Annotated in this window: 27 protein-coding genes; 18 read left to right on the forward strand and 9 right to left on the reverse strand. The window is 72.0% G+C overall.

Annotated features, from left to right (window positions below; all coding sequences use genetic code 11):
- Window positions 1–25 precede the first annotated feature (25 nt).
- Entirely contained in the window at window positions 26–217 is a 192-nt protein-coding gene (locus U5911_RS04110) for a DUF7535 family protein (protein WP_336035501.1), read from the forward strand.
- Between the two features lie 37 nt (window positions 218–254).
- Here U5911_RS04110 and U5911_RS04115 read toward each other — a convergent pair whose 3' ends face one another.
- Window positions 255–431, reverse strand: coding sequence for a DUF7470 family protein (locus U5911_RS04115; RefSeq protein ID WP_336035503.1), 177 nt, complete (start codon window positions 429–431; stop codon window positions 255–257).
- 153 nt (window positions 432–584) lie between these two features.
- On the opposite strand from U5911_RS04115, the gene eif1A reads away from it, so the two are divergent.
- From eif1A to U5911_RS04145, 6 genes are all read left to right on the forward strand, one after another.
- Entirely contained in the window at window positions 585–872 is a 288-nt protein-coding gene (eif1A, locus tag U5911_RS04120; protein WP_336035505.1) for a translation initiation factor eIF-1A, read from the forward strand.
- Window positions 873–893: 21 nt separating this feature from the next.
- Window positions 894–1,808 (forward strand): serine/threonine-protein kinase Rio1, encoded by a 915-nt coding sequence (gene rio1 / locus U5911_RS04125; protein ID WP_336035507.1) that lies wholly within the window; start codon window positions 894–896, stop codon window positions 1,806–1,808.
- A gap of 238 nt (window positions 1,809–2,046) precedes the next feature.
- Entirely contained in the window at window positions 2,047–3,231 is a 1,185-nt protein-coding gene (locus tag U5911_RS04130; protein WP_336035508.1) for a tryptophan--tRNA ligase, read from the forward strand.
- Between the two features lie 105 nt (window positions 3,232–3,336).
- Window positions 3,337–3,888: a KH domain-containing protein gene (locus tag U5911_RS04135; RefSeq protein WP_336035509.1), complete on the forward strand. Its 552-nt coding sequence runs from the start codon at window positions 3,337–3,339 to the stop codon at window positions 3,886–3,888.
- Between the two features lie 320 nt (window positions 3,889–4,208).
- Window positions 4,209–5,876 carry a thermosome subunit alpha gene (gene thsA, locus U5911_RS04140; protein WP_336035880.1) on the forward strand — a complete coding sequence of 556 codons (1,668 nt, stop codon included), beginning with the start codon at window positions 4,209–4,211 and terminating at the stop codon, window positions 5,874–5,876.
- A 163-nt stretch (window positions 5,877–6,039) separates the two neighbouring features.
- Window positions 6,040–7,026, forward strand: a complete 987-nt coding sequence (locus U5911_RS04145) for an ornithine cyclodeaminase family protein (protein ID WP_336035510.1) — start codon at window positions 6,040–6,042, stop codon at window positions 7,024–7,026.
- Window positions 7,027–7,108: 82 nt separating this feature from the next.
- On the opposite strand, the gene U5911_RS04150 is transcribed toward U5911_RS04145, so the two are convergent.
- The 4 genes from U5911_RS04150 to U5911_RS04165 all read right to left on the reverse strand — a co-directional run bounded on the left by U5911_RS04150 (window position 7,109) and on the right by U5911_RS04165 (window position 11,510).
- The gene (locus U5911_RS04150) at window positions 7,109–7,981 is read right to left on the reverse strand and encodes an ArsR/SmtB family transcription factor (protein ID WP_336035511.1); all 873 of its coding nucleotides are present in this window, start codon (window positions 7,979–7,981) and stop codon (window positions 7,109–7,111) included.
- A 53-nt stretch (window positions 7,982–8,034) separates the two neighbouring features.
- On the reverse strand, window positions 8,035–8,214 hold the full coding sequence (locus tag U5911_RS04155) for a hypothetical protein (protein WP_336035512.1): 180 nt from the start codon (window positions 8,212–8,214) through the stop codon (window positions 8,035–8,037).
- A gap of 78 nt (window positions 8,215–8,292) precedes the next feature.
- The gene (locus U5911_RS04160; protein ID WP_336035514.1) at window positions 8,293–9,276 is read right to left on the reverse strand and encodes a tyrosine--tRNA ligase; all 984 of its coding nucleotides are present in this window, start codon (window positions 9,274–9,276) and stop codon (window positions 8,293–8,295) included.
- Window positions 9,277–9,542: 266 nt separating this feature from the next.
- Window positions 9,543–11,510 carry a DUF460 domain-containing protein gene (locus U5911_RS04165; RefSeq protein ID WP_336035516.1) on the reverse strand — a complete coding sequence of 656 codons (1,968 nt, stop codon included), beginning with the start codon at window positions 11,508–11,510 and terminating at the stop codon, window positions 9,543–9,545.
- A gap of 194 nt (window positions 11,511–11,704) precedes the next feature.
- Between U5911_RS04165 and U5911_RS04170 the strand changes: the two genes are divergently transcribed.
- Window positions 11,705–12,418, forward strand: a complete 714-nt coding sequence (locus U5911_RS04170; protein ID WP_336035518.1) for a DICT sensory domain-containing protein — start codon at window positions 11,705–11,707, stop codon at window positions 12,416–12,418.
- A 25-nt stretch (window positions 12,419–12,443) separates the two neighbouring features.
- Here U5911_RS04170 and rnz read toward each other — a convergent pair whose 3' ends face one another.
- Entirely contained in the window at window positions 12,444–13,376 is a 933-nt protein-coding gene (gene rnz, locus U5911_RS04175) for a ribonuclease Z (RefSeq protein WP_336035520.1), read from the reverse strand.
- Between the two features lie 360 nt (window positions 13,377–13,736).
- On the opposite strand from rnz, the gene U5911_RS04180 reads away from it, so the two are divergent.
- The 3 genes from U5911_RS04180 to U5911_RS04190 all read left to right on the forward strand — a co-directional run bounded on the left by U5911_RS04180 (window position 13,737) and on the right by U5911_RS04190 (window position 16,543).
- Window positions 13,737–15,011 (forward strand): DUF7282 domain-containing protein, encoded by a 1,275-nt coding sequence (locus U5911_RS04180; protein ID WP_336035522.1) that lies wholly within the window; start codon window positions 13,737–13,739, stop codon window positions 15,009–15,011.
- A 116-nt stretch (window positions 15,012–15,127) separates the two neighbouring features.
- The gene (locus U5911_RS04185; RefSeq protein ID WP_336035524.1) at window positions 15,128–16,138 is read left to right on the forward strand and encodes an AAA family ATPase; all 1,011 of its coding nucleotides are present in this window, start codon (window positions 15,128–15,130) and stop codon (window positions 16,136–16,138) included.
- Between the two features lie 57 nt (window positions 16,139–16,195).
- Complete coding sequence (locus U5911_RS04190) at window positions 16,196–16,543, forward strand: hypothetical protein (protein WP_336035525.1); 348 nt, start codon at window positions 16,196–16,198, stop codon at window positions 16,541–16,543.
- 37 nt (window positions 16,544–16,580) lie between these two features.
- On the opposite strand, the gene U5911_RS04195 is transcribed toward U5911_RS04190, so the two are convergent.
- Window positions 16,581–17,543, reverse strand: coding sequence for a TIGR01177 family methyltransferase (locus tag U5911_RS04195; protein ID WP_336035527.1), 963 nt, complete (start codon window positions 17,541–17,543; stop codon window positions 16,581–16,583).
- Between the two features lie 115 nt (window positions 17,544–17,658).
- On the opposite strand from U5911_RS04195, the gene U5911_RS04200 reads away from it, so the two are divergent.
- The 3 genes from U5911_RS04200 to U5911_RS04210 are packed head-to-tail and all read left to right on the forward strand — an operon-like array spanning window position 17,659 to window position 19,007.
- Window positions 17,659–18,219: a TATA-box-binding protein gene (locus U5911_RS04200; RefSeq protein ID WP_059057913.1), complete on the forward strand. Its 561-nt coding sequence runs from the start codon at window positions 17,659–17,661 to the stop codon at window positions 18,217–18,219.
- Between the two features lie 3 nt (window positions 18,220–18,222).
- A complete protein-coding gene (locus U5911_RS04205) occupies window positions 18,223–18,591 on the forward strand; it encodes a DUF7473 family protein (RefSeq protein ID WP_336035530.1) in 369 nt (122 codons plus the stop codon).
- Window positions 18,592–18,650: 59 nt separating this feature from the next.
- On the forward strand, window positions 18,651–19,007 hold the full coding sequence (locus U5911_RS04210; RefSeq protein ID WP_336035531.1) for a hypothetical protein: 357 nt from the start codon (window positions 18,651–18,653) through the stop codon (window positions 19,005–19,007).
- 20 nt (window positions 19,008–19,027) lie between these two features.
- Here the strand turns inward: U5911_RS04210 and hisG are convergent, their stop codons facing one another.
- Complete coding sequence (gene hisG, locus U5911_RS04215; protein WP_336035532.1) at window positions 19,028–19,876, reverse strand: ATP phosphoribosyltransferase; 849 nt, start codon at window positions 19,874–19,876, stop codon at window positions 19,028–19,030.
- Between the two features lie 169 nt (window positions 19,877–20,045).
- Between hisG and U5911_RS04220 the strand changes: the two genes are divergently transcribed.
- The 4 genes from U5911_RS04220 (at window position 20,046) to U5911_RS04235 (ending at window position 24,777) form a co-directional block, all read left to right on the forward strand.
- Complete coding sequence (locus tag U5911_RS04220; protein WP_336035534.1) at window positions 20,046–21,335, forward strand: amidohydrolase; 1,290 nt, start codon at window positions 20,046–20,048, stop codon at window positions 21,333–21,335.
- 88 nt (window positions 21,336–21,423) lie between these two features.
- Window positions 21,424–22,452 (forward strand): hypothetical protein, encoded by a 1,029-nt coding sequence (locus U5911_RS04225; RefSeq protein WP_336035536.1) that lies wholly within the window; start codon window positions 21,424–21,426, stop codon window positions 22,450–22,452.
- Window positions 22,453–22,932: 480 nt separating this feature from the next.
- The gene (locus U5911_RS04230) at window positions 22,933–24,216 is read left to right on the forward strand and encodes an adenosylhomocysteinase (protein WP_336035537.1); all 1,284 of its coding nucleotides are present in this window, start codon (window positions 22,933–22,935) and stop codon (window positions 24,214–24,216) included.
- A 111-nt stretch (window positions 24,217–24,327) separates the two neighbouring features.
- Window positions 24,328–24,777, forward strand: a complete 450-nt coding sequence (locus U5911_RS04235) for a DUF7979 domain-containing protein (RefSeq protein WP_336035539.1) — start codon at window positions 24,328–24,330, stop codon at window positions 24,775–24,777.
- An 8-nt stretch (window positions 24,778–24,785) separates the two neighbouring features.
- On the opposite strand, the gene U5911_RS04240 is transcribed toward U5911_RS04235, so the two are convergent.
- Window positions 24,786–25,208, reverse strand: a complete 423-nt coding sequence (locus tag U5911_RS04240; RefSeq protein WP_336035541.1) for a dCTP deaminase/dUTPase family protein — start codon at window positions 25,206–25,208, stop codon at window positions 24,786–24,788.
- Between the last annotated feature and the right edge of the window lie 27 nt (window positions 25,209–25,235).

Below are 25,235 nucleotides of genomic sequence, written 5' to 3' on the forward strand. Positions count from 1 at the left end.
TCCGGTCCGCGCCGAATCTCCAGGCATGAGCGAGTCCGACGAGCCGCCGTACCGGAGCGTCAGCCGCCTGTCCCGCGAGTACCGGAACGCGGAGATGTCCAGCATCGGCTGGACGATCTTCCTCGGGCTCGTCGTCGTCATGCTCCCGCTTTTGCCGTTCCTCGTCGCCGTCTGGGCCGTCGGGAAGTTCCTGGACTACACGCGAGCCCGGAGCTAGCCGCGCGTCCCCGCAGGCGACCGGGAGCGCGCGTGCGCTACATCCCGAACATGCCCATGACGGACTTGACGCCCCGCCGGACGACGAGGCCCAGGCCGAGCAGGACGAGGACGATGCCGGCGGCGACGACTGGCGCGCGCCACGCCACGACGGCGACGCCGGCGACCACGAGGAGGGCGCCGAGCGCGCCGGAGAGACCGAGTTTGTCGAGCACGTGGACGACGAGCGCCACCACGGGCGTAAGCGTACTGGTCGACGGCCGGACGGCGCCCCGGTCGCTCGAGCGCCGCCGCCTCGACGCCCCCGCGGCGTTCCGGTCACCCGGGATTGAACAGAGTTTAAACCGCTGCCGGTCGTAATCCGCGGCATGAGCGACGACGATGGTGGACGCAAGAATCTGCGAATGCCCGACGAGGACGAGGTGTTCGCGGAGGTCACCGACATGCTCGGTGCGAACCGGGTACGCGTTCGTTGCGCAGACGGCCAGGAGCGGACCGCTCGCATCCCGGGACGGATGCAAAAGCGCATCTGGATCCGCGAGGGCGACATCGTGCTCGTCGAGCCGTGGGACTGGCAGGACGAGAAGGCGGACGTGGTGTGGCGCTACGAGAAGGCCGACGCGGACCAGCTCCGCGAAGAGGGGCACATCGAGTGACCAGCCGACGGTGGTTCTGCAGTGAGTGAGGAGTACGGGCTCGTCGAGGAGACGGCGGGCGCGCCCGGCGACGAGTTCGAGGAGATCGACGTCAGGGACACCGAGGCGGACCGCATCGCGCGCCGCCGCGACCGCGAGTTCGCGGAGTTCCGCAAGCGCCTGAAGGACGCCGACCAGTTCAAGGTCACCGACGGCGCGTTCGACGACGCGACCTACGCCGCCGTCTACAAGCTCGTCCAGGACGGCCACGTGGGCGCGCTCGGCGGCCCCATCTCCACGGGGAAGGAGGCGAACGTCTACGAGGCGCTGGACCCGGACGGCGGCGACGTCGCGGTGAAGATCTACCGCATCAACGCGTCGAACTTCCAGCAGATGCGGGAGTACCTCGAGGGCGACCCGCGCTTCGAGGGCATCCGCGGCGACAAGAAGGCCGTCGTGCTGTCGTGGACGCGAAAGGAGTTCTCGAACCTCCAGCGCGCCGCCGAAGCCGGCGTGCGCGTCCCCCACCCCATCGCGGTCCAGCGGAACGTCCTCGTGATGGAGCTCATCGGCCGCGAGGGCGACTGGGCGCCGACGCTCGCCGACGTGAACGTCGAGAACCCACAGACGGCCTTCGAGGTCGTCCGGGAGTACATGCGGCGCCTGCACGACGCGGGCCTCGTGCACGGCGACCTCTCGGAGTACAACCTCGTGGTGTACGACGGCGAACTCGTCGTCATCGACGTCGGGCAGGCCGTCACCGTCCACCACAGCAACCACGACGAGTTCCTGCGCCGCGACTGCCGGAACGTCGCGAACTTCTTCGCGCGGCAGGGCGCCGACGCCGACCCCGACGACCTCTACGAGTACGTCACGTCGAACGCGGACCCGCACAGCGAGACCGACAGCGGCGACCCGCGGACCACCGACGGCGAGGCCGACGGCGGCGACGAGTAGCGCGCCGCGGGCCACCGCAATGCCGCTCGCCGAAGTCACGCTACCGCAACGCTTTTCGCTGGAGTCCCCCGTACCCCGACGTATGCAGTCCGCTCCCGTCGGCTGGCGCTGGCGCGCTCCGGGAGCGGACAGTCTCGCCGCCGCGGCCTGACGGGCGTCACCCGGCCGGGCCGGGGGCGTGGCTCCCTCGCTCCTCTCGCGCACCGCACGCCCAGTAGCCACGCCACCACGCACACAGATGCCAGCCGACGCAGACGACACCCGGACCGACAGCACAGCCACGGACACCGAGACGGACGCGGTCACGCCCGACAGCGTCAGCGGCGACGTCGACTACGAGAAGCTGCTCGCCGAGTTCGGCGCCGACGCGCTCACGCGCGAGCAGCGCCGCCGGTTCCCCGACCACCCGCTCGTGCGCCGCGGCCTGTTCTACGCGGGCCGCGACGTCGAGGCGTTCCTCGCGGCCGACGAGCAGTCCGTCGTCACCGGCATCGGGCCGTCGGGGCCGATGCACCTCGGGCACGCGATGGTGTTCTACTTCGCGAAGCGCCTCCAGGACGAACTCGGGGCGCGCGTCTACGTCCCCGTCTCCGACGACGAGAAGTACGTGTTCAGGGACCAGACGGCCGCCGAGACCGCCGACTACCGCCGGGAGAACCTCCGGGACCTGCTCGCCGTGGGGTTCGACCCCGACCTGACGCGGGTCGTCGTCGACACCGCGGACGCGGACGTCGTGTACCCGGCGGCGACGGCGTTCGCCGACGACGTCACGCACTCGACGCTCGAGGCCGTCTACGGCACGCCGGACAACGTCGGACAGGCGTTCTACCCCGCCGTGCAGGCCGCCCACCTCCTGTTGCCCCAGCTCGTCCACGGCGAGCACGCGACCCTGGTCCCCATCGCGGTCGACCAGGACCCACACGTGCGGGTCAGCCGCGACGTCGCCGCGAAGGCCCGCCACCCCGTGCGGAAGCCGGCGGCGCTGCTGATGCAGTTCCTGCCGTCCCTGGGCGGCCCCGGGAAGATGAGCAGCTCCGAGGGGGTCGCGGTCCGGCTGACCGACGGCCCCGAGGCGGTCCGCGAGAAGGTCGACGACTACGCGTACACGGGCGGCCGCGCGACGGTCGCCGAGCACCGCGAGCGCGGCGGCGACCCGAGCGTGGACGTGCCCTTCCAGTACCTCTCGGCGTTCTTCGAGCCGGACGACCGCGAGCTCGCCCGAATCGAGCGGGCCTACCGGAGCGGCGACCTGCTGTCGGGGGAGCTGAAGGCGCTGGCCGCCGACCGCATCAGCGACTTCCTGGAGGGCCACCGGGACCGCCGCGCGGCGGTCGGCGACCTGGGGGACGCGCTCGCGCCGTACCGGCTGACCGGCGACGAGCGCGAGCGCGTCCGGGACGCCGTGGGGTTCCAGCGGCCGTGACCGCGGACCGGGTGGCCGCCGGTCGGCGGTAGCCGGCGGAGCGGGCGTGAAACCGTCACACAGGGGAGAGAAGGCTTTTACGCGACCGGCCAGTACGCGAACAGTATGAAACACGTGAAGATTCCGCAGGACCGGATCGGGACGCTGATCGGCGAAGGGGGTGAGACGCTGCGCCGGATCGAGCAGACGGCCGAGGTGGACCTGGACGTGAACTCCCAGGACGGCTCCGTCGCCATCGAGCGGACGGGCGACCCCGTGCGGGGGATGCAGGCGCCGGAGGTCGTGCGCGCCATCGGCCGCGGGTTCGACCCGGACGCCGCGCTGAGCATCCTCGAGGACGACATGCGGATGTTCGAGACCATCGACATCGAGCGCGCCGCGCGCAACGACAACGACCTCCGCCGGAAGAAAGGCCGTCTCATCGGCGAGGACGGCCGGACGCGCGAGCTCATGGAGGAGCTGACGGGCGCGGACGTCGTCATCTACGGGTCGACGTTCGGCGTCATCGGCCAGCCGAAGGAGGTCGACATCGCGCGCTCGGCCGCCGAGATGATCCTCGACGGCGCGCCCCACGGCGCCGTCTACTCGTTCCTCGAGCGCAAGCGCGCCGAGGAGCTGAAACAGCAGGGCATGGAGTACCACGAGTTCCCCGGGTAGCGAGCGCTGACAGTCCGTCCGCGCGTCGTTCACCGGCGGTCCTGCGTCCACTTCTCCGACGTCCGCGCCACGCCGCGGCAGTCTCACGCACGCGCCTCCGACTATCCCGTGCCACGCCGAGGCAGTCCCGCGTCCGCTGGTCCAGCCGCCGCGGCGGCCCGTCCGTCCACGTCCCCGGGTGACGCATAAATAGGTGCGTCCCGCGAGCGGCGATACAGCGCGTGCCGCCGTCTCCGTGCGGTTCCGTAGGTGTGGTATTCTCTCGCGCACAACTTTTAAATAGAATCGCATTCAATCACTGAGTGACTATGGCGCAGCAGATGGGCAACCAGCCACTTATCGTACTCTCGGAGGACAGCCAGCGCACCTCCGGGGAGGACGCACAGTCGATGAACATCACCGCGGGGAAAGCCGTCTCGGAGGCCGTCCGCACCACGCTCGGCCCGAAGGGGATGGACAAGATGCTCGTCGACTCCACCGGCGAGGTCGTCGTCACGAACGACGGCGTCACCATCCTCAAGGAGATGGACATCGAGCACCCGGCGGCCAACATGATCGTCGAGGTCGCCGAGACACAGGAGACCGAGGTCGGCGACGGCACCACGTCCGCCGTCGTCGTCGCCGGTGAACTCCTCTCGGAGGCCGAGGACCTCCTCGAGCAGGACATCCACGCCACCACGCTCGCGCAGGGCTACCGGCAGGCCGCCGAGCAGGCCAAGGAGTTCCTCGACGAGCAGGCCATCGAGATCTCCGCCGACGACACCGAGGAGCTCGAGAAGATCGCCGCGACCGCGATGACCGGCAAGGGCGCCGAGAACGCCAAGGACGTCCTCGCCGAACTGGTCGTCCGCGCCGTCCAGTCCGTCGCCGACGACGAGGGCGTCGACACCGACAACGTCAAAGTCGAGAAGGTCACCGGCGGCGCCATCGAGAACTCCGAGCTCATCGAGGGCGTCATCGTCGACAAGGAGCGCGTCAACGAGAACATGCCCTACGGCGTCGAGGACGCCAAGATCGCGCTCGTCGACGACGGCCTCGAGGTCAAGGAGACCGAGATCGACACCGAGGTCAACGTCACCGACCCCGACCAGCTCCAGCAGTTCCTCGACCAGGAGGAAGAACAGCTCAAGGAGATGGTCGACTCCCTCGCGGACGCCGGCGCGAACGTCGTGTTCGTCGACGGCGGCATCGACGACATGGCCCAGCACTACCTCGCCCAGGAGGGCATCCTCGCCGTCCGCCGCGTGAAGTCCGACGACTTCACGCGCCTCTCCCGCGCGACGGGCGCGACCCCGGTCGCGAACGTCAACGACGTCACCGCCGACGACCTCGGCGAGGCCGGCAGCGTCGCCCAGAAGGACATCGGCGGCGACGAGCGCATCTTCGTCGAGGACGTCGAGGAGGCCAAGAGCGTCACGCTCGTCCTCCGCGGCGGCACCGAGCACGTCGTCGACGAGGTCGAGCGCGCCATCGAGGACTCCCTCGGCGTCGTGCGCGTCACCCTCGAGGACGGCAAGGTCCTCCCCGGCGGCGGCGCGCCCGAGACCGAGCTCGCGATGGAGCTCCGCGACTTCGCCGACTCCGTCGGCGGCCGCGAGCAGCTCGCCGTCGAGGCGTTCGCCGACGCCCTCGAGGTCGTCCCGCGGACGCTCGCGGAGAACGCGGGCCACGACCCCATCGACTCGCTCGTTGACCTCCGCAGCCAGCACGACGCCGGCGAGGCCGGCGCCGGCCTCGACGCCTACACGGGCGACGTCGTCGACATGGAAGGCGAGGGCGTCGTCGAGCCGCTCCGCGTGAAGACCCAGGCCATCGAGTCCGCCACCGAGGCGGCCGTGATGATCCTCCGCATCGACGACGTCATCGCCGCGGGCGACCTCGCCGGCGGCCAGGTCGGCGACGACGACGGCGGCGACGAGCCGGCCGGCGGCCCCGGCGGCGGCATGGGCGGCATGGGCGGCATGGGCGGCATGGGCGGCGCGATGTGACGCTCGGCGACTAGCTCACACCGCCACCGCACGCTCCCGAAGCCCGCGTTCCCCGAACCGCCCGCTCAGTGGACCGCGGATTTTCTCTCGACGCGTCGCCGACCAGCGGCGGCTCCGGCGGTATAAAGGAGGTTCTAAGTGCGGGGCCAGCAATTTTTGCGGCATGGAGACGCTGCTGCTCAACAAGGACGACGTCAGCGAGAACGTCCGGATGCCGGAGCTCATCCCGGCGGTCGAGGACGCGTTCGCCGCCTACGAGACCGGCGACGCCCAGATGCCCGCGAAGTCCTACATCGACCTCCCGCAGTACAACGGCGACTTCCGGTCGATGCCCGCCTATCTCGACGCCGGCGACTGGGACGCCGCCGGCATCAAGTGGGTGAACGTCCACCCCGACAACCCCGACGACTTCGACCTGCCGACCGTGATGGGGACGATGGTGTACTCCGACCCCGAGAACGCCTACCCGCTGGCCATCATGGACGGCACGGAGCTGACGATGCAGCGCACGGGCGCCGCGGCGGCCGTCGCCACCGACTACCTCGCCGTCGAGGACGCGTCGAGTTTCGGCGTCGTCGGCGCCGGCGTGCAGTCGTACACCCAACTGGAGGCCATCGCGGCGGTCCGCGACGTCGAGGAGGTCGTCGTCAGCGACGTCGACGACGAGGCCGTCCAGCGGTACGTCGACCACTTCGCCGACCGCTTCGACGTCCGCGCCGGCTCCATCTCCGAGGCCGGCCACTGCGACGTGCTCTCGACGGTCACGCCCGTCCGCGACCCCATCGTCTCCCCCGAGGACGTCGGCGAGCGCACGCACGTCAACGCGATGGGCGCGGACGCCGAGGGCAAACACGAGCTCGCCGACGACCTCCTCCTCGACGCGAAGCTCGTCATCGACGACCACGCCCAGACCACGCACTCCGGCGAGATCAACGTCCCCTACGGCGAGGGCGTGCTCGCCGACGAGGACATCTACGGCGAGGTCGGCGAACTCGTCACCGGCCAGAAGGACGGCCGCACGCCCGAGGACGGCGTCACCGTCTTCGACTCGACGGGGCTGGCCATCCAGGACGTCGCCGCCGCCCACGTCGCCTACGAGCACGCCCGGGAGCACGGCAACGGCTACGACTTCGACCTGCTCGGCGTCTGAACTGTCCGTCACCGGTCGCTGGTGCTCAGCCGGTCGCTCCTCGCGCGCTGGTTCTCGACTGCCGCTTCTCGCGCGCTGGTGCTCAGTCGGCGGCTTCGCGCTCGCTGTCGACGACCGCCCCGGTCTCGTCCACGGTGACCCGCAGGGTCGCCGCCGCGTCGCCCGGCGGCGTCACGGCGAGCGTGACCCGCGGCGGGTCGACGGACTGCACGTCGATGGGGTCGTCGCTGAGACACCAGTGGAACTGCCAGGGCGGCGCGTCAGGGTCGACGCCGTGTTCGTGGAGGAACCCCGCGACGGCGGGGTGTTCGAGCACCGCGAACCCGACGCTCGCGCGGTTGTCCACGCCGCAGTTCCGGCAGTGCGCGTGCACGAGCGTCGACGCCGGCAGCCCGGTGTCCGCGTCGAGGGTCAGTTCGAGGTCCATCGTCCCGCCGCAGAACGGACAGAGGCCGCGCTGCAGGCGTCGCGCGTGCGACCGGGCGTGCACGGACACCGCCCGCAGCAGCTCGCCCTCGTCGCGGCGCTCGACGCCGCGCGGCGGGAACGACAGCATGAACGCCTGGTCGTCGCAGTCCCCGCAGACGACGCGGAACATCCCGGCGTCGTAGACGCCGGCGAGGTCGCCGCCGCAGGTCGGGCAGCGGCCCCTGACGTCGATGCCGTCCTCGGTCGGCGCGTCCACGTACGACCCCGCGTAGACGGCGTTCAGCACCACCAGTCCCGCCGGCCGCAGGCGGTAGCCGTCGTCGGTCTTCGCGACGAAGTGGTCGGTGAGCTTCGAGAGGTGGTAGTTGAACCGCCCGGAGTCCCGCAGGCCGACGGCGTCACGCAGCTCGGAGTACGGCGCGGGCGTCTCGTCGGTCCGCCACAGCGCCGCCAGGATCGCGACGCGGACCGGGTCGGCGAGCAGCCCGAACGCCTCCGCGGTCGCGTCGAAGTCCGGCGCACTCATGGTCCACGCTACGACCACCCGGGGTTAGTAGGTTGCGCGCGTGTGCGGCGGCGTCACGCGGCGTCCGTGACGGACTTCGTCTCCAGCCACTCCTCGAACTCGAAAAAGCAGTCCGCGCAGAGCCGGCCGGTCACCGTCTCCGTGTCGTCGACGGCGGCCTCGAAGCAGTAGCGCTGGTGTCGCGGCTGTTCCGGGTCGAGTGTCGTCCCGCACCTGTCGCAGTGCTCGACCATGGGACTGGACGTTGCCGCGTCAGACGGAAAAGGCGGGCGGCCGTCGGCGGGACGCTCGCGCGGGCGACGCGGCGCGGACTACTCGCCGCGGAACTCGCGGAGGCGCTCGCGGCCGGGCGCGACGAGGCGGTCGAGGTAGTCCGCGAGCGCGCCCTTCGCGTCCGCCGGGTGGAGTTCGCCGGACTCGAGGTCGCCGGCGAGAGATTCGTAGTCGCCGTAGCGGAGGTCGCCGCCGTACTCGTCGGGGCGCTCGACGACCACCTCGTCGAACCGCGGGAAGACGTGGTACTGGAACAGCTCGAGGACGGGGTTGACGAGGTCGCCCTCGGGGTCGCGGGTCGGCGGACAGAACGCCGCGTTGACCTTCTCCTGGATGTCCTCGGTGTCGTCCTCCATGGAGATGGTGACGCCCTCGCTGGAGGACATCTTCCCCTCGCCCGTCTCGAGGTCGCCGACGATGGGCGTGTGGAGGGCGGGCCGCTTCTCGTACCCCAGGGAGGGGAGCTCCTCGCGGGCGAGCATGTGGACCTTCCGCTGGTCGATGCCGCCGACCGCGAGGTCGAGGTCGAGGTACTCGATGTCCAGGGCCTGCATCAGGGGGTAGACGACGTGGCTGACCTTCACGGTCTCGCCGCTCTGGATCTCCGCCATCGCGCGCTTCGCGCGGTTCAGCGACGTCGCGAGCTCGAGCTCGTGGAGGTCGAGCTCGTAGTCGTCGTCGAGCTGGTAGTCGCTGCCGAGCACGAACTCCGTGTCGTCCTCGTCGAGGCCGTACGCGAGGAACTGGGCTTTCATCTGCTCGGCGGTCTCCCGGATCTCCTCGAAGCTGCCCTTGCCGTTGAGGTACGCGTGGACGTCCGCCAGCAGCACCACGACCTCCATGCCGGCGTCCTGGAGGTCGACGAGCTTGTTCGCGGTGAGGAGGTGGCCGAGGTGGAGGACGCCGGACGGCTCGTAGCCGACGTACGCCCGCTTGCCCCCGGGGTCGTCGGCCAGCGCCCGCACCTCCTCCTCGGTCACGACTTCCTCGACGTTCCGCGTGAGGAGTTCGTACGTGTCCATACCGGAGCGGAGTCAGCGCTCGGGGTTAAGCGGTTTGGAACTGTGGCAGTCGTTCAGCCCCCGAGCGGCGTGAGCGACCCCAGTTGCTCCCGGCCCGACGGCCGGTAGCGGACGGGACTGAAAGGGGCGGCGCTCGCTCGGCGAGACGACGCGAGGACCGCAGGCCGGCGACCGAGGACCGCAGCGAGTCGCAGGCTGCGAGCGCGCCGGGGCTTCCGAGGCGTCGCCAGCAACGACCCCGTCCGCGACGGCGGGAGCGGAGTGGGCTAGTCCCGGTCCGCGCGGTGCTCGCTGATGATGGAGTCGACCATCGACTCCTTGCGCTCGCGCTCGCGTTCGGCCTTCCGCTCCCTCCAGTCCGCGAGCACGGCCTGGACGTCGTCCTCGCTGGCGATCGCGAGTTCGTCGACCTCGCGGATCGTGACGTCGTCGGCCGGCCCGACGGGGATCTCGTGCTCGAACAGCACCTCGTCGGCGGCGTCCGAGAGGCCGCCCGAGCGCAGGACGACCCGGGGCTCGAAGGACGCGAGCAGTTCCGCGGTGCGGCGGCCGGCGCCGGAGGCGTCCCGGAGGTAGACGACGTCGCCGCTGGCGATGCCGTACTCGTCGTCGGCGGCCTCGATGGCGTCGACGGTGAACTGGTCGACGGGCTTGACGGCGACGAGGTCGCCGCCGCCGTCGACGTCCCCGAGGTTCGAGTGGTCGAGCTTCCAGAGGTCCTTGAGCCGCTCGAGTTTCGCCTCGAGCTCGTCCGCGCGCTCGCGTTCGTCCTCGAGTTCGGTCTCGAGGCGGTCGTTGTCCCACTGGAGCTGCGCGAGCTCGCGGCGCTCGCGGGCCTCCCTGCGCTCCTCGCGTCTCGCCTCGGAGAGCTCCTCCTCGTAGGCCGCGAGTTCGTCGTCCTTCTCGTCGAGTTCGGCCTCGAGGTCCGCGACGTGGTCTTGCAGCCGCTGGACCTGGGCCTCGAGGTCGCGGATGCGTCGCTCCTCCTCGGTGAGCTCTCGGGGGTCGTGCTCGACGTCGTCCGCCTCGGGCTCCTCGGTCGCCGTGAGGTCCGAGAGGACGGCGGTGAGGGGTTCGTCGTCGCCGACGACGCGGGCCACCACCTCGCCGCGGTCGACGTCCGGCGGCGTCTGCTCGGTGGCGCGCCGGATCTGGTCGCGGTGGTCGTCGCGGGCGAACAGCGCGGCCGCCATCGCGTCCCGCTGGTGGTCGTCCTCGTAGCCCTCCTCGCGAGTGCGGTGTTGCTTCTCGTCGACCGGGAGGTCCGAGTCCGGCACCCACGCGGCGGCGTCGAAGCTCGCGCGGATCTTCTCGACGGTGTTCGGCATCGGCGTCACGTCCGCCGCCACCACGACCGGGCGGCCGCGCTCGATGATCCACTCGATGACGGCCGCGGTGTCCGCCGTCCGGGTGCTCGTCACGTCGAGCACGCGGCCGTCGAGAGCGACGAGCGCGACCGCCGTCGTCGTCCCGGGGTCGACGCCGACGAACACGCGGTCGCGGCGCCGCGCCAGCGGGACGAACTCGATGCCGTCCCGCCGCACGGGCTCGACCTCGACGCGCGTGTCCCCCGACCGCCGGCTGCTCACGGGGATGTCCTCGGGGCGGGCCTGCACCGTGAACACGGCGTTGGCGTACCCGCCGTACTTCTCGGTGACCTCGCGGTCGTACTCGAGGCCGGCGTCCTCGAGGGCCGCCTGGACGTCGCGGGCGGCGCGCTTCACGGAGCCGTGGATGCGGCGCGTGAACCGGTCCTCGCTCCAGCCGCCACCGCCGCCCGTCGAGCGGCCCCGGGAGACCTTCACGGTGGTCTCGTTCGTGAACGCCGACACCTCGTAGCCGACGTTCCGCGCGGCGAGCCTGGCGGCCGCCTCGGCCTCCTCCATCGCGGGCTTCCCGTAGGGGACGCCGTGGCGCTTGGCCACCCGCGAGAGTGGTTCCGGGCGCTCGTAGCCGGTGACCTGGACGAGCTTCGTCTCCTCGGGCAGCCCGCGCAGCAGGTGCACGAGCTGGTCCTTGTCGGCGGCGAGCTCGTACATGTTGTCGGTCGCGACGATGGCGGGTTCCTCGCCGTCGACGCGGCGAAGCAGCTTCCGGCGGCTCACCACGTCCCGTTCGACCACCTCGCCGTCGAAGACGACGAGCGCGTAGGAGGGAGCGTCCCCGCGCACGTCACCGCTCTGCACGTCGACGCCGAAGACCCGAGCGTCGAGGGCGCTCGTGCGGGTACTCACGTTACTACGGGTAGGTCGCGAGCGCTAATAAGTGCACGGCGGGCCGGCCCCGGGGGCGCCGGGCCGCCCACGAGGGCGACGGGCCGGGACCGGGGTCCGCGAATCGAACGGGAGTCGACGGACCGTGCGGAGCGGGTGGCGCCGGCGGCCGTGAAAAACAGGTAAGTGGCGGCCGCGCCAACTGTCCACCCCAGATGACGCTCGCCGACGTGCTGGACGCGGCGCGCCGCCGGCGGAAGACGCTGGTCGTGCACGGCGCCGACCCCGGCGACCTCCCGGAGCGCTTCGAGACGCGGAACGTCGAGGTGGTCGGCGGCGGCGACGTCGACCCCGGCCAGGCGCCGTACGTGACGGTCCGCGAGGACGGCGACTTCCGCGCGGCGGTCGACCTCGCGGACCTCGAGGCGTTCTTCGCGGCGCCGGGGCGGCGGGACGCCGGCGACGCGGCCGCCCGGCACGCGCTCCACGAGCTGCTCGACGACGCGGTGTTCGCGTCGCTCTCGAGGCGCCAGCTGCTGTCGACGGCCGTCGAGATCGAGGACCGCGCGTACCGCACCGGCCGCGGCGAGCTGCACGCCGGCTTCCAGACGTGGGCGGCGTTCGCGGAGCAGGCAGACCGCTACCGGCGGCTCGCCGCCGAGACCGACCTCGAGGTCACCGTCTACGTCGAACCCGGCGACGGCGGCCAGCGGGCGCCCGACGGGGTCGCCGTCCGCGAGACGGCACACCCGGACGTCGGCGAGTACTGGTTCGTGGTCTTCGACGGCGGGGACGCCGACCAGCAGTGCGCGCTCGTCGCCGAACAGACCGGCAGCGAGGCGTTCCGCGGCGCCTGGACGTACGACGAGGCGCTCGTCGCGGCGGCGCTCGCGGCGGTCGACGACCTCGCCAGTCCGCCGTCGCCGTGAGCGCGGCGCCGTCCGGACGGCGCGGTCAGTCGGCGTCCGGGTAGGGGACGCCGTACTCGAGGCCGTCGTGAGCGACGAACACCTCGCCGTCGAAGCCCGTGGCCTCGGCGTCCTCGCGGAGTTCGCGGGCGTCGCCGGCGTACCGCGAGGAGACGTGCGTGAGCGCGAGCGCCCGGGCGCCGGCGGCGGCGGCGACCTCGGCGGCCTCGCCGGCCGTCGAGTGGCCGGTGTCGGCGGCGCGGCCGGCGGCGTCGTCGGCGAACGTGGCGTCGTGGATCAGGAGGTCGGCGCCCTCGGCGGCCGCGATAACGGGGTCGTGGGGGCGCGTGTCGCCCGTGTAGACGAGCTTCCGGCCGGGTCGCGGGTCGCCGACGACCTGCTCGGGGCGGACGACCGTGCCGTCCTCGAGTTCGACCGGCGACCCCTCGTGGAGGCGGGAGAACTTCGGGCCGACGGGCACGCCGAGTTCCTCGGCCTTCTCGCGGTCGAAGCGGCCCTTGCGTTCGTCCTCGACGAGCGCGTACCCGACGGAGGTGGTGCGGTGGGCGGTGTCGAACGCGCGCACCTCGTACTCGGGGCGGTCGAGGACGGTGTCGCCGGCCGAGACCTCGCTGATGCGGACGGGGTACCCGACGTCGTCGCCGACGGCGAACACGAGGTCCTCGACGCTGCGGCGGACGCCCCGGGGGACGTGGATGGTGAGGGGGTCGCTGCGGTCGTTGAAGTCCCACGTCTGGACGAGGCCGGGCAGCCCGAACACGTGGTCGCCGTGGGCGTGCGTGACGAACACGTCGGAGACGTCGAAGCCGGTGCCGTAGCGCATCATCTGGCGCTGGGTCGCTTCGCCGGCGTCGAAGAGGACGGCGTCGCCCTCCCGGCGGACGAACACCGAACTGGGGTTGCGTTCCGTGGTGGGGACGGCGCCGCTCGTCCCGAGGAACGTCACGTCGAGGGTCATGGGGGACGGTGGAACGGCCGTGCGCAAAACCCCACCGATGCGAACCCCCGGCGCCGCGTGCCTCGAGTGAGTCGACGCTGCCGCGGCGTCCCGAGGGAGCCGAGGCTGCCGCGGCGTCCCGAGGGAGTCGACGCTGCGCAGTCCCCCGAGGGAACCGACGTCACCGCAGTCCCGGGTCCGACGTCGTCGCGGGGAGACGCCGCTCGCGCGCTCGTACGCCGAGCCTGTCGCGGAGTAAGTCCACATTTCCGAGAGTACGTTCGCGTTTCGGGCTCCAGGGGCGCGGTAGGCTCGTCGAACTGGAGGAACAGTCTAGTCCGTTTATGGATAGGTCGGCCGTCGGCGGGAACGGGTCGACGCATGAAACCCCACACCCTCGCAGTCCTGACCGTCGCCGCGGCGGTCGCCCTCTGGGGCGGCGCCGCCGCGGCCGCACACGCACCGAGCACCGACGCGACGAGCGACGCGGCCGCGGTCGGCGGCGCGCCGGCCGCAGACGCCGCGACGGCCGTCCAGCCCGCGAACGCGTCCGTGACGTTCTCGAACCAGTCCGTCGACGACGGCGCCGTCACCGTGGAGAGCGTCACGCTCCCCGAGGGCGGGTACGTCACCGTCCACGACAGCGGCCTCCTCGAGGGCGACGCGCTCGGCAGCGTCGTCGGCGTCTCCGAGTACCTCGAACCCGGCACCCACGACGACGTGACGGTGCCGCTGTACGAGGGCGTCGAGGGCGTCGACTTCGAGGACGCCGCGCCGACCGGCGAGCAGACGCTCGTCGCGATGCCGCACCTCGAGACCACCGGCGACGAGACCTTCGACTTCGTCGCCAGCGACGGCGAGGACGACGGCCCCTACGTCGCGAACGAGACCGTGGTCACCGACGAGGCCACCGTGACGTTCGCCGGGGAGGACGGCGACGGCGAGCGGGCCGACCGCGGCCTCGTCGTCGACGACCTCACGGCGCCCCCGTACGCCACCACGAACGAGACGGTGACGGTGAACGCCACGCTGCGCAACACCGACGACGACGAGCGCACCGAGGACGTGGCGTTCCGCCTCGAGGGCGGGGCCGTCGACCTGGTCGTCCACCAGGCGGTCACGGTGCCGGCCGGCGAGACCGAGACCGTCACGTTCGACGTCGACACCAGCGGCGTCGCCGAGGACGAGTACATCCACGGCGTGACGACGGCCAACTCCAGCGAGTTCACGACCATCACCGTCAGCGACAGCGCCGCGGTCGACTTCGACGACCAGGACAGCGACGGCGAGACGGTCACCGTCGACGCGGTGTTCCTCCCCGAGGGCGGCTACGTCACCGTCCACGACAGCGGCCTCCTCGAGGGCGACGCGCTCGGCAGCGTCGTCGGCGTCTCCGAGTACCTCGAACCCGGCTACCACGCGGACGTCACCGTGCCGCTGTACGAGGGCGTCGAGGGCGCGGACTTCGACGACGCCGAGCTCGCGGACGGCGACGTCCTCGTAGCGATGCCGCACCTCGAGACCACCGGCGACGAGACCTTCGACTTCGTCGACGCCGACGGCGAGGACGACGGCCCCTACGTCGCGGACGGCGAACCCGTCGTCGACGACGCGACGATGACGCTCGTCGACGAGGACGAGGACGACGAGGAGTGAGGTCACACCGGACGCGACCGTTCCAGCGCGCAGCGAGCGCGCGCCGGGAGCCGACGGCCGCGACCGGACGCCGCGGACCGACTCTTTCTTTGCCCCGTACCGGCTAGTCGCGGGTAATGGACGAGCCGCTGTGGATCGACGCGCACGCGCCGTCGCTGTCCGACCTCCCGCAGGCGGACGTGCGAGAGCGCCTGCGGGACGCCACCGACGAGCCCGTGAACCTCGTCGTCTACGGGCCCGGGGGCGCGGGGAAGACGGCGGCGGTGCGCGCGCTCGCCGAGCACGCGCACGCCGACCCGGACAACGACCTCGTGGAGCTGAACGTCCGGGACTTCTTCGGGATGACGAAGAAGGAAGTCAGCGAGGACCCGCGGTTCTCGCAGTTCATCTCCGCGAAGCGCCGCCGGAACTCCTCGAAGGCCGACCTCATCAACCACGTGCTCAAGGAGTCCGCGAGCTACCCGCCGGTCTCCGGGGACTACAACACCATCCTGCTGGACAACGCGGAGGCCATCCGCGAGGACTTCCAGCAGGCGCTGCGCAGGGTGATGGAGCGCCACCACGAGGCGACCCAGTTCGTGATCGCGACCCGGCAGCCGTCGAAGCTCATCCCGCCGATCCGGTCGCGGTGTTTCCCCGTGTCGGTGCGCGCTCCCGGCCCCGACGAGATCCAGGGCGTGCTGACGGACGTCCTGGACGCGGAGGGCGCCGCCTACGACGCGGAGGGCGTGGAGTTCGTCGCCGGCTACGCGGACGGCGACCTCCGGACGGCGATCCTGAGCGCGCAGACGACCGTCGAGCAGGCGGGCGAGCTGACGATGACGGCGGCCTACGAGACGCTGCAGGACGTCGGCCCGGACGACGAGATCGAGTCGATGCTCGACGACGCGGAGGCCGGCGAGTTCACGGACGCCCGGAAGACCCTCGACGACCTGCTCGTCGACGAGGGGTACAGCGGCCAGGAGGTCCTCGACGAGCTGCTGCGCGTCGGCCGGTCGCGGTACGACGGCGACGACCTCGCCGAGCTCCACCGGCTCGCGGGCGACGTGGAGTTCGACCTCACGCAGGGGAACAGCGACCGCGTCCAGCTCGGCCGGCTGCTCGCGGAGCTCGGCCGGGACGCCTGAGGCCCGAGCGCCCGCGGGAAGGGACAAGTTTTCAACGCGGCGCTGCGGAGTGGACGTGTGTCTCTGGCCGACTCCTTCGAGCGCGCCGGCGTGGTCGTCGGCGCGGTGCTGCTGGTCGCCCTGCCCGTGTCGCTGGCCCTGGAGGCGGTCGTCGGGTCGGCGACGCCGTGGTGGCGGCTGCTGGTCGTGCTCGGCCCCGGGTTCGCAGTCGGGTGGGCGGCGGCCAGCGACGAGCCGCCGGTGTCCTACGAGAGCGTGTGGTTCGTCTGCTTCCTCGGCTACCTGCTGTCGGTGCTCGCGATCCGCGTCTTCGACCTCGTGCCGGTCGGCGACCACACCGGGAGCGTGCTCGCGGCGATGGCGGCGGCGTTCGCGGTGGCCGTCGTGGCGGACCGCTACCGGTAGCGCGGCGCGAGCGACGGTGGCGCGGCCGCGGTTCGGCTCACGCCAGCACGAGCACGTACCGCGTCAGCGAGCGGTGGACGCGGCGCTCGAACCGGTCTGTGACCGTCCAGCCGGCGGCCCGGGCTTCGGCGCGCCAGTCGCGGTCGGCGACCAGCACGCAGCGGTCGGCGACGCGGCGGGCCTCCGCGAGCGCGCCGCCGACCAGGTCCGCGAGGTCGTGGGTCTCGATCTTCGACTGGCGGCCGTACGGCGCGTCGAAGACCACGGCGGTCGCGGCGTCGTCCCGGACCGGGAGGCGCGTGGCGTCGGCGCGCGCGACCGCGAAGTCGTCCACGTAGGCGGCGAGGTTCTCGCGGGCGCCGGCGACCATCTTCGCCTGGGCGTCGGTGCCCACCGCCCGCGCGCCGAGCAGGCCGGCCTCGACGAGCACGCCGCCCGTCCCGCACATCGGGTCGAGGACGACGTCGCCGGGCTCGACGCGCGCGAGGTTGCAGACGGCGCGCGCCAGCAGGGGGTCCATGCTCCCCGGCTGGAAGAACGGCCGGTCGGTGGGCTTGCGGTCGCCGTAGTCGCGGACGGACGCGGCGGCGAGCCACCCGAGGAACGCGCGGTCCCGGGAGAACAGCGCGCGGAGTTCGTGGTCGGGGGCCTCGAGGTCGACGGCGAAGCCGGCGTCGACGAGGACCCGGCCGAGCGCGCGCTCGGCGGCCTGGGTGTCGACGCCGGCGGCGTTCCGGACGTCGCGGGCGCGCACCGCGACGGTTCCCGACCGGTCGAGGGCCGCGGCGCCGAGGGCGTCGACGGCGGCCTCGACGGTCGGTTCCGCGTCGGCGACGAGCCCGCTGGCGCGGTGGGCGTACGCGAGCCGGCGGAACCGCTCGCGGTCGACGCCGCTGGCGGTGGCGAGGCCGGGCGCGACGACGTCGACGTCGGCGGCCGCGGCGCGCGCCTCCGCGGCGGCGAACGCGTCGTCTTCGCCGCCGAGTTCGAGGACGTACACGCCGCGAGGTGGGCGCCCGCGGGCAATCAGGCTACCGGCCGCGGCGCGTACTTGAGGTGGTACTACCCGGACTGCCAACCTTTATAAACCTTAAATACGTCGTTTAAGTCGAACGATGACCGACCCAAAGGAAACCATAAACATTGAAAACGTGGTCGCCTCGACCGGTATCGGTCAGGAACTCGACCTGCAGAGCGTCGCGATGGACCTCGAGGGCGCCGACTACGACCCCGAGCAGTTCCCCGGGCTCGTCTACCGCACCCAGGACCCCAAGAGCGCCGCCCTCATCTTCCGGTCCGGGAAGATCGTCTGCACCGGCGCGAAGTCCACCGACGACGTCCACGAGAGCCTGCGCATCGTCTTCGACAAGCTCCGCGAGCTCTCCATCGAGGTCGAGGACGAACCCGAGATCGTCGTCCAGAACATCGTCACGAGCGCCGACCTCGGCCGCCAGCTCAACCTCAACGCCATCGCCATCGGCCTCGGCCTCGAGAACATCGAGTACGAGCCCGAGCAGTTCCCGGGCCTGGTCTACCGCCTCGACGAACCCGAGGTCGTCGCGCTGCTGTTCGGCTCCGGCAAGCTCGTCATCACCGGCGGGAAGAAGCCCGAGGACGCCGAGCACGCCGTCGACAAGATCGTCTCCCGGCTCGAGGAACTCGGCCTGCTCGAGTAGGCGGTGCTCGCCGCAACCGTCCAGCCCGCGCCCGGCACGCTCACCCAGTACGCCGCGACGTTCGTCGGCGGCTGGCTGCTGTTCACGTTCACCGCACACGTCGCCGCGACGTACGTCCTCGGCGACGTCCCGTGGAAGCGCGCCGCCCTCGTCGGCCTCGCGCCCGCCGTCGCCACCATCGCGCTCGTCCGGTACAGCCCGCTGGTCATCGTCGCGGTCAGCCTCGCCGCCGACTTCGCCGCCGTCCACGCCGTCTACCGCGTGAAGTACCGGACCGCGGGGCTGGTCGTCGTGATGCACTACGTGGTCACGCTCGCCGTCGTGTTGCTCGTCGCGAACCTGCTCGCGCTGCTCGGCACCGCGCCCGGGTAGTTCGCACGCGGAGAGAACGCCCGCCCCCGTTTTTGGTCGGGGAGCGACGACCCCCACGCATGAACGACTACGAGCGGCAAGCTCTCCACGCGAGCGTCCTCACGCTCGCGGCCGCCGCGCTCGCGTACGCCGCCGCCCTCGTCAAGCCGCCCGGTCCCGACGTCGCGGCGGTGTTCGGCATCGCGGCGGTCCTCCTGCTGTCGGCGTACTACGTCTTCGGCGGTCCGCGGCGGCTCGCCGGCGCGTGGGCGTCGCCGACCGTCGCCGCCGTCCTCGCGCTCGCGAGCGCGACCGGCCACGAGCTGCGGCTCGCCGCCATCGCGCTCGCCGCGCTCAGCGTCCTCGGGTTCGTCGCCTACCCCGTCACCGCGGCCGCCGCGCGGCTCGGCGAGCGCGCCGGCGACTACCTCCGGTAGCGGCGCCGCGGACCCGACGGCTACTCCACGAGGCGCTCGATCTCCGTGACGAGGATGCCCGAGGCGCCCTCGGCCTTCAGGTCGTTGACGGCCTCGAAGACGTCGCGCTCCGCGACGACCGCGTGCACCGCCACCATCCCGGGTTCGTCGACGTCGAGGACGGTCGGGCCGCCCAGCCCCGGAATCACGTCCTCGACGGCGTCGAGGTTCTCCTCGGGCGCGTTCAGCATCAGGTAGCGTTTGCCGTCGGCGTCCAGCACCGACCGCAGCGCCGTCCGCACCTGCTCGACCTTCGGGTCCTCGAGGACGTCCTCGCGGCCGAACAGCCGCACGGAGCTCTCCAGCACCTCGTCGACGACCGCGAGCCGGTTCACGCGCAGCGTCGTCCCCGTGGACGTGATGTCGACGATGGCGTCCGCCATCTCCACGTGCGGCGTGAGTTCGGTCGCCCCCGTCACCTCCACGACCTCCGGCGACACCGACGCCTCGGCGAAGTACTCGCGGGTGATCCGCGGGAACTCGGTCGCGACCGTCTTCCCCTCGAGGTCCGCGGGCTCGGTGATGTCGCCGTCCTCGGGCGCCGCGAGCACGAGCCGGCACTTCCCGTAGTCGAGGTCCAGGAGGTCCGCGACGCCGTCCGCGCCGGACTCGCGCACCTGGTCGAGACCCGTGACACCGAGGTCCGCCGCGCCGTCCGCGACGTACTCCGGGATGTCCGCCGCTCGCGCGTACAGCACCGTGATCTCGGGGTCGACGGTGTCCGCGTACAGCTGGCGCTCGGCGCCGTTCTCGACGCCGATGCCCGCGCGGTCGAGGAGTTCCAGCGTCGGGTCGTGCAGGCGGCCCTTGTTGGGCACGGCAATGCGCATACCCGGCCCCTACGTCGGGTGGCGGGAACTAGGTTTTCCCTCGCGAACGCAGCCGACACACGGGGCTGGCGGCGCGCCCGCGCCCCCGTGGTCCTCGAAGACGTCCGCGAGGCGGAACACGAGCGCCGAACCCGACAGACATACGAGGGCGTCAGTCGAAGCCGCCCGCATGAGTACGCTGCGAGTCGCCGGCGGCCGCCTCCTGCACCCGGACCGCTCGGTGACCGAGGGCGACGTGCTGGTCGACCAGGGCGACGGCGAGATTCTCGCGGTGGGCGACGTGCCGGAGGGCGACGAGGTGCTGGACGCCGAGGGGTGTCTGGTGGTGCCGGGGCTCGTGAACGCGCACTGCCACGCGGCGATGACGCTGCTGCGGGGGTACGCCGACGACAAGCCGCTGGACGCGTGGCTGCGGGAGGACATCTGGCCGGCGGAGGGGGAGCTCACCGCCGACGACGTGCGCGCCGGCGCCGAGCTCGCGCTCGTCGAGATGATCCGGTCGGGGACGACGGCGTTCGCGGACATGTACTTCCACGTCCCCGAGATCGCGGCGGCGGTCGGCGAGGCCGGCCTGCGGGCGCGCCTCGGGCACGGCGTCGTGACGGTCGGGAAAGACGACGGGGACGCGTACCGGGACAACGAGGAGAGCGTCGAGGTGGCGCGCGAACTCGACGGCGCCGCGGACGGCCGCGTCCGGACCGCGTACATGCCCCACAGCCTCACGACGGTCGGCGAGGAGTACCTCCGCGAGTTCGTCGGCGAGGCCCGCGAGCACGGGATTCCGCTGCACTTCCACGCGAACGAGACCCGCGACGAGGTCGACCCCCTCGTCGAGGAGCGCGGCGAGCGCCCCCTGGCGTACGCCGACGACCTCGGGATGCTCACCGAGGCCGACTTCGTCGCGCACGGCGTCCACACCGACGCGACCGAACACGGCCTGCTCGCCGAGCGCGGGACGAGCGTCGTCCACTGCCCGGCGTCGAACATGAAGCTCGCGTCCGGGATGGCGCCCGTCCAGGCGATGCGCGAGGCGGGCGTGAACGTCGCGCTCGGGACGGACGGCGCGGCGTCGAACAACGACCTCGACCTCTTCGACGAGCTCCGGGACGCCGCGATGCTCGGGAAGCTCGCCGCGGACGACGCGTCGGCGGTGCCCGCGGCGGCCGCCGTCGAGATGGCGACCGCCGGCGGCGCGCGAGCGCTCGGGTTCGACTCCGGGCGCATCGAGGCGGGCGCGAACGCGGACCTCGCGGTCGTCGACTTCTCGGCGCCCCACCTCACGCCCGTCCACGACCACGTCTCGAACCTCGCGTACGCGGCGACCGGCCAGGACGTCCGGCACACGGTCTGCGACGGCGACGTGCTCATGCGCGACCGCGAGGTCCTGCCCCTCGACGAGGCGGCGGTCCGCGAGCGCGCCGCGTCCCGGGCGGCCGCGGTCGCCGAGCGCGCGGACTGACCGCCGCGGCGGTGCGGCGGCCGCCGGCAGTCGCTGCCCGATTCTGCCCGTTCACTTATCACGGAGGACTGGTAACTAACCGGTCGCAATGCGGCAGCCAGGGCACACGCTCCTGGTCGCTGCGCTCGCGGTCGCGGTCCTCGCAGCCGTCCCGGGTGGGGCAGTGGCTGCGGGCGACCTCGCCGTGAGCGGCGACCAGACAGACGACGGTACCGTCACGGTCACCGTGACGGAGAACGAGTCCGCGGTGGCGAACGCGTCCGTCACCGTCGAAGCACTGAACAACTCGACGTACGCCGGCGAGGGCGACCACTCGACCGGCGAGAACGGCACAGTCGAGCTCCCCGCCCCCGAGCAGAACGTCTCGGTGTCGGTGACCGCCGAGGCGGGCAACTCGACGGCGGAGACGACACTCGACCTCGTCGCGCCGAGTGACGACGAGGCCGACCTCGCGGTGGACGTCGCGCAGGCCGACGACGGCACCGGCACGGTGGCGGTGACGAACGCCAGCGGCGCCGGCGTCGCGAACGCCTCGGTGTCGGTGACCGCGCAGGACAACGCCTCCTACGCGGGCGAGGGCGACTACGAGACCGGCGAGAACGGCACGGTCGGCCTCCCCGCCCCCGAGCAGAACGTCACCGTCGACGTCGTCGCCGAGGCGGGCAACCGGACCGCGTCCACGACGGCGACGCTGACCGCCGTGAACGACACGGACAGCGACGAGGACGCCTCCTTCGGCGAGCGCGTCTCCGCGTTCGTCCACCAGCTGCAGGCCGAGGGCAACGTGAGCGGCCAGGCGGTCGCCGCGTTCGTCGTCGACAACAACCCCGGTGCGGACGAACGCCCCGACCACGTCGACCCCGGTCCGCCCGAGGACGACGAGGACGAGGGTGACGACCGCGGGCCCGACGGCGACCGCGGCAACGGGAACGGCGCCGACGCCAGCGACGACGGCGACGGCGGCGACGAGAGCGGCGAGGCCGGGAACGGTCCCGGCGGCAGCGGGAACGGCGGCAACGGCGCCGGCGGCAACGGCAACGCTGGCGGCAACGGTAACGCCGGCAACGGCGCCGGCGGCAACGGTAACGCCGGCGGCAACGGCGGCGGTCCGCCGTAGCGCCGTTTCGCGACTCGCCCGCGCGGTCGACGATTCGGTCGCTTTCTCGCGGTCGACGATTCGGTCGCTTTCTCGCGGTCGACGGTTCAGTCGCTTTCTCGCGGTCGACGCGGGGCGGCGGTCCGCCGCCGTGGCGTCCCGGGTCCGTCCTCGCGCAGTGACGGGTCCGACGCCCGAGTAGTCAGTTTCCGGCCACCGGACTTTTTCTGGTGGCCGCCGTGCGTCAGCGTGCAGGTCGGCGACCTGCTGCGGCGACGAGCCGGACCGACGGCAGCGACCGTCCCACCGGACACAGCGACGAGTCGGTTCGCCCGCCGCGGTGGCGAGCTCGCGACCCACACGCCGGCGCGCTGCGGGGCGTCCGCGACGGCGCCCACAGGCCATCGGACCCCTCCTCGAATCGCCGTCGTGGGCCGCGCCGCGGGCCGATCAGTGACCGGCTTCGGTAGGGTTTTGAGTCCAGTCGCCCTCGCCCCGGGTATGACAACCGCGTCGCCGATCAGCGACCACCTCGAGGCGGTGGAGTCCGCCCGGGAGTCCGGTCGGAAGAAGATCGACTGGGCGTTCGAGCACATGCCGATCCTGGCGTCGCTGCGCGCCGACTTCGAGGCCGACCAGCCCCTGGACGGCGAGACGGTCGGGATGGCGCTGCACGTCGAGGCGAAGACGGCCGCGCTCGTCGAGACGATGGCGGCGGCCGGCGCCGAGGTCGCCATCACGGGCTGTAACCCCCTGTCGACCCACGACGACGTCTCGGCCGCGCTGGACGCCCACGACGACATCACGAGCTACGCGAAACACGGCGTCGACGACGACGCCTACTACGAGGCCATCGACGCCGTGCTCGCCCACGAGCCGACCGTCACCGTCGACGACGGCGGCGACCTCGTGTTCCGCGTCCACGAGCACTACCCCGAGCTCGTCGACGGCATCGTCGGCGGCACCGAGGAGACCACGACCGGCGTCCACCGCCTCCGCGCGATGGACGACGACGGCGCCCTCGAGTACCCCGTCATCGCGGTCAACGACACGCCGATGAAGCGGCTGTTCGACAACGTCCACGGCACCGGCGAGTCCTCGCTTTCCTCCATCGCGATGACCACGAACCTCTCGTGGGCGGGCAAGGACGTCGTCGTCGCGGGCTACGGCCAGTGCGGGAAGGGCGTCGCGAAGAAGGCCAGCGGCCAGAACGCGAACGTCATCGTCACCGAGATCGACCCGCGGCGCGCGCTCGAGGCCCACATGGAGGGCTACGACGTCATGTCGATGGACGAGGCCGCGGCAATCGGCGACGTCTTCATCACCACCACGGGCAACCGCGACGTCATCGTCGAGGAGCACTTCGAGCGGATGCAGGACGGCGTCGTGCTGGCGAACGCCGGCCACTTCGACATCGAGATCGACCTCGAGGCGCTCGCCGAACTCGCCGACGGCGAGCGCGAGGTCCGCGACGGCGTCCGCGAGTACCGGCTCCCCTCCGGCGAGCGCGTCAACGTCCTCGCCGAGGGCCGCCTCGTCAACCTCGCCACGCCCGTCAGCCTCGGCCACCCCGTCGAGGTCATGGACCAGTCGTTCGGCGTGCAGGCGGTGTCCGTCCGCGAACTCGTCGAGAACGGCGACGACTACGACGCCGGCGTCCACGAGGTCCCCGACCACCTCGACCGCACGCTCGCCGAGATCAAACTCGACGCCGAGGGCATCGAACTCGACACCCTCACCGAGGAGCAGGCCGAGTACATGGACTCCTGGCGGCACGGCACGTAACACACGCGCGTTTTGCGCTGCGGGCGGCCTGCGGCCGCCCTCGGCTCGCGGATGCTCGTTGCGGCTGGAGATGCAGACAAAGCACTTACACGTCCCCTGTCACGACCAGGTATGCCGAAGACAGTCGCCGTCCGCGTCTCGGTCGTCGTCGGCGCCCTGTTGCTCGTCGTCGGCGGTGGTATCTACGCGTACGGCGCGTACGACGCGGCGACGTACGACCGCGAGGCCGGCATCGACGTCGAGCCCGCGCCGGACGCCGACGGGACTGCGACGAACGTCTCCGACCTCCCCCGAGACCAGCAGGCGCTGTTCCTGCTCGCCGTCGACCCCGGCGAGTTCGGCGGCTACGAGACGCCGGACGAGCACCTCCAGGGCGTCGCGTCGGAGATACCGAACCGCGTCCGATACGACGAGGAGACCTACGAAGTCGGAACGTCGCACAGCGACGCCGTCGTCGGAGCGCTGCCGCAACTGCTGGGGGCGGTCGTCGCTGCGGCTGGCGGGGCGACGCTGCTCGGCGCAGCGGCGGCCTCGGTCCTGCGGCGGCTCCGTCGCTCGTAGCGCGCAGCCTACCGGCCGAGCAGCGTCGAGATTCTGGCGTTCGCCTTGAGTTTCACGCCGCCGTCCGCGACCGTCAGCGGCATCGGCCCGAGTTCGGTCGTGGCGACGGAGGGGTGGGAGGCGCCGCGTTCGCGGAGTTCGCGGCGCGTCTGCACGCGCAGCGGCGCGCCCTCGGTGAGCGTCTCGTTGTACTCGACGAGGTACGTGCCGCCGGTGAGCGTCCACCACTCGTAGTCGTCGCCGGGGTTCCGGCAACTGGACGCGAGCGGCCGCAGGTCCGCGGGCTCGAGTTCGCCGCCGCCGAAGTCCACGCGGCCCGGCGACTCCACCGCGGAGACGTCCGCGACAGTGAGGTCGACGCCGTACTCGTGGACCTGGGTGTCCTCGTGGACGATGCCGTCGACGCGGTCGAGGAGGTCGCGACCGGACATGCGGGGGCGTACGGCGACCAGCGGAAA

It is taken from the genome of Halobacterium yunchengense (assembly GCF_037031165.1).
Lineage (GTDB): Archaea > Halobacteriota > Halobacteria > Halobacteriales > Halobacteriaceae > Halobacterium > Halobacterium yunchengense.

What these genes read in the sequence shown, in the direction of transcription:
- U5911_RS04145 (WP_336035510.1), top strand. Translation starts at nt 6,040, where the DNA reads ATGGAGACGCTGCTGCTCAACAAGGACGACGTCAGCGAGAACGTCCGG.
- U5911_RS04200 (WP_059057913.1), top strand. Translation starts at nt 17,659, where the DNA reads ATGACCGACCCAAAGGAAACCATAAACATTGAAAACGTGGTCGCCTCG.
- U5911_RS04180 (WP_336035522.1), top strand. Translation starts at nt 13,737, where the DNA reads ATGAAACCCCACACCCTCGCAGTCCTGACCGTCGCCGCGGCGGTCGCC.
- thsA (WP_336035880.1), top strand. Translation starts at nt 4,209, where the DNA reads ATGGGCAACCAGCCACTTATCGTACTCTCGGAGGACAGCCAGCGCACC.
- U5911_RS04150 (WP_336035511.1), bottom strand. Translation starts at nt 7,981, where the DNA reads ATGAGTGCGCCGGACTTCGACGCGACCGCGGAGGCGTTCGGGCTGCTC.
- U5911_RS04220 (WP_336035534.1), top strand. Translation starts at nt 20,046, where the DNA reads ATGAGTACGCTGCGAGTCGCCGGCGGCCGCCTCCTGCACCCGGACCGC.
- U5911_RS04130 (WP_336035508.1), top strand. Translation starts at nt 2,047, where the DNA reads ATGCCAGCCGACGCAGACGACACCCGGACCGACAGCACAGCCACGGAC.
- U5911_RS04240 (WP_336035541.1), bottom strand. Translation starts at nt 25,208, where the DNA reads ATGTCCGGTCGCGACCTCCTCGACCGCGTCGACGGCATCGTCCACGAG.
- U5911_RS04135 (WP_336035509.1), top strand. Translation starts at nt 3,337, where the DNA reads ATGAAACACGTGAAGATTCCGCAGGACCGGATCGGGACGCTGATCGGC.
- eif1A (WP_336035505.1), top strand. Translation starts at nt 585, where the DNA reads ATGAGCGACGACGATGGTGGACGCAAGAATCTGCGAATGCCCGACGAG.
- U5911_RS04235 (WP_336035539.1), top strand. Translation starts at nt 24,328, where the DNA reads ATGCCGAAGACAGTCGCCGTCCGCGTCTCGGTCGTCGTCGGCGCCCTG.
- U5911_RS04230 (WP_336035537.1), top strand. Translation starts at nt 22,933, where the DNA reads ATGACAACCGCGTCGCCGATCAGCGACCACCTCGAGGCGGTGGAGTCC.
- U5911_RS04185 (WP_336035524.1), top strand. Translation starts at nt 15,128, where the DNA reads ATGGACGAGCCGCTGTGGATCGACGCGCACGCGCCGTCGCTGTCCGAC.
- U5911_RS04170 (WP_336035518.1), top strand. Translation starts at nt 11,705, where the DNA reads ATGACGCTCGCCGACGTGCTGGACGCGGCGCGCCGCCGGCGGAAGACG.
- U5911_RS04210 (WP_336035531.1), top strand. Translation starts at nt 18,651, where the DNA reads ATGAACGACTACGAGCGGCAAGCTCTCCACGCGAGCGTCCTCACGCTC.
- rnz (WP_336035520.1), bottom strand. Translation starts at nt 13,376, where the DNA reads ATGACCCTCGACGTGACGTTCCTCGGGACGAGCGGCGCCGTCCCCACC.
- U5911_RS04155 (WP_336035512.1), bottom strand. Translation starts at nt 8,214, where the DNA reads ATGGTCGAGCACTGCGACAGGTGCGGGACGACACTCGACCCGGAACAG.
- U5911_RS04225 (WP_336035536.1), top strand. Translation starts at nt 21,424, where the DNA reads ATGCGGCAGCCAGGGCACACGCTCCTGGTCGCTGCGCTCGCGGTCGCG.
- hisG (WP_336035532.1), bottom strand. Translation starts at nt 19,876, where the DNA reads ATGCGCATTGCCGTGCCCAACAAGGGCCGCCTGCACGACCCGACGCTG.
- U5911_RS04160 (WP_336035514.1), bottom strand. Translation starts at nt 9,276, where the DNA reads ATGGACACGTACGAACTCCTCACGCGGAACGTCGAGGAAGTCGTGACC.
- U5911_RS04110 (WP_336035501.1), top strand. Translation starts at nt 26, where the DNA reads ATGAGCGAGTCCGACGAGCCGCCGTACCGGAGCGTCAGCCGCCTGTCC.